General features: G+C 47.7%; 2 protein-coding genes. Both read right to left on the bottom strand.

Features of this window, described 5'->3' with window-relative positions; all coding sequences use genetic code 11:
• Positions 1 to 244 precede the first annotated feature (244 nt).
• Complete coding sequence (locus tag PX636_RS10640; protein WP_002750888.1) at positions 245 to 568, bottom strand: nucleotidyltransferase domain-containing protein; 324 nt, start codon at positions 566 to 568, stop codon at positions 245 to 247.
• 3 nt (positions 569 to 571) lie between these two features.
• Positions 572 to 1,978, bottom strand: coding sequence for a type I restriction-modification system subunit M (locus PX636_RS10635; protein ID WP_288117111.1), 1,407 nt, complete (start codon positions 1,976 to 1,978; stop codon positions 572 to 574).
• Between the last annotated feature and the right edge of the window lie 95 nt (positions 1,979 to 2,073).

Raw genomic sequence — 2,073 nt, 5'->3', positions numbered from 1 at the left:
TAAATCAAATATCCTTTCGGTGGACTAAAGCGGTGGGTTACGACGGATTGTTAGATTGACTTTAACGCCTAGATTGTTGCCGTCTAACCCACCCTACCATGAACTCTTCTCCCTTCAATGGGTAGGGTGGGTTAGCGATAGCGTAACCCACCACTCTCTTGGAATCTAAATGCCGACAAATCTTATTTCTCAGCATAAATCAAATATCCTTTCGGTTGAGCAAAACTACCAATGCAATCATTGCTCAAAGCGTAACCCCTTCGCGTCGTATATTGTCAAGAAATGGATTATCTCCGCTCTGGAACTTTGCCGCAGAGATAAAATGACGGGAAACAACCACATTATAATCAAGGCAAAGCCTAGCGATAAATTCACTCGTGCGGTCAATTTCCTGATAAGGATCCACCACACCAGAAAGAATGACCAAAAGATCGATATCAGAATCTTCCCGTCCATCTTCCCGTGCTTGGGAACCGTAAAGGACGATTTTCTGTAATTGGTTTTGATAGAGCAGATGGAAATAATCTTTTATCTCCCGCAGAATAACCTCTAGCTGTAGATTTTTCATCTCCTAATCTCCTAACATCTCCTCTAATGCGTCCAAATCCTGACGAATATCAGCCTCTAAAGCCCTTAACTTCTGTAAAATCACCTTCGGCGGCTCATAGCTCACTTCCTCGTACTCTATCTCTTTATAGCGGTTAATTGATAGATCATAAGCATTGGCCTGAATCTCCTCGCGAGGCACAAAAAACGCCTTCCCTTGGCGGTTGGTATCCTTAGCGGAGTCGCGTTGCTGCCAACAGCGCAGCAAGTCCGGGATATCATTATCGGCAATCGGTTGGCGCTTATCATCGAGAGAGAAACCATCCGCCACCATGTCATAAAACCAAACGAAGTCAGTCCCCTTTTCCCTTACCCCCAGCTTCGTAAAAATCAGGATTGCGGTAGATACCCCCGCGTAAGGTTTAAACACCCCCGACGGCATCGATATCACCCCCTCTAGCTTATGTTCTTCTACCAAGATGGTGCGGATGTCCTTATGGGCCTTGGACGAGCCAAATAGCACCCCATCCGGCACAATTACCGCACCTTTTCCCCCCGTCTTCAGCAACCGCAAAAACAGGGCCATGAATAATAACTCGGTTTTAGTGGTGTCGATGATTTTCGATAAATCCTTGGCAATAGTGGACTTCTCCACCGAACCCTTAAACGGTGGATTAGCCAGAATCATGGTAAAACTATCCTCTACCCCGGCGTGATCCTCCGATAGGGAATCCCGGGCCTCGATAATCGGCTGCTCGATACCGTGTAACATCAGGTTCATGCTGCCGATGCGTAACATCGTGGCATCGAAATCAAAACCGTGGAACATTTGGTTATTGAAATGCTCTAGGTTGCCGCGTTCATGGAGCAAACGTCCCCCCTCGCTGTCCTTTAACTCCCGCACATACTCGGCAGCCGCCACTAAAAAGCCTCCTGTGCCACAGGCCGGATCACAGATAACTTCCCGGGGTCCTGGCGCTAATAACTCCACCATCATTTTGATAATATGGCGCGGTGTGCGAAACTGTCCGTTAGTCCCGGCTGTACTCAGTTTCGAGAGCATATACTCGTAAAGGTCGCCTTTGGTGTCCCGGTCTTCCATGGGGATTTTTTCAATTTGCTCGATTACTGTCCCCAGCAGCGCCGGAGACGCGATGAGAAACACCGCGTCCTTCATGTGTTTAGCGTAGGTGCTACCCTTGGACAATTGCCCCAGATCTTTGATAAAGGGAAACGCTTCATCCCGGACAATCTGGAGCATTGTCTCGGCATCATCGATATTTTTGAAGCGGGACCAACGGATATGCTGTTGGCTGGGGGTAAAGGTGGGATTTTCGAGATTTTCGCCTAATCGTTGGGCCCTACGCTCCTTAGCCAGTTCTAGGTCATCTAGGCGCTTGATGAAGAGTAAATAGTGGGACTTAAACGCCAAATAAAGATCAAATCGAGTATAATCGTTAAAGAGTAAGCACTTTACGTTGAAAGATCAGCGATGAAAGAGACAACCCCAGCCGCAATGCCCCCATG

Origin of the sequence: Microcystis sp. M53598_WE2 (assembly GCF_030067735.1) — a bacterium.
Classification (GTDB): Bacteria; Cyanobacteriota; Cyanobacteriia; order Cyanobacteriales; family Microcystaceae; genus Microcystis; species Microcystis aeruginosa.
The sequence above is the reverse complement of the archived record's forward strand: the minus strand, read 5'-3'. Positions and strand labels throughout refer to the sequence as shown.

Coding starts and splice junctions, on each gene's coding strand:
- PX636_RS10640 (WP_002750888.1), bottom strand. CDS start 568: ATGAAAAATCTACAGCTAGAGGTTATTCTGCGGGAGATAAAAGATTAT.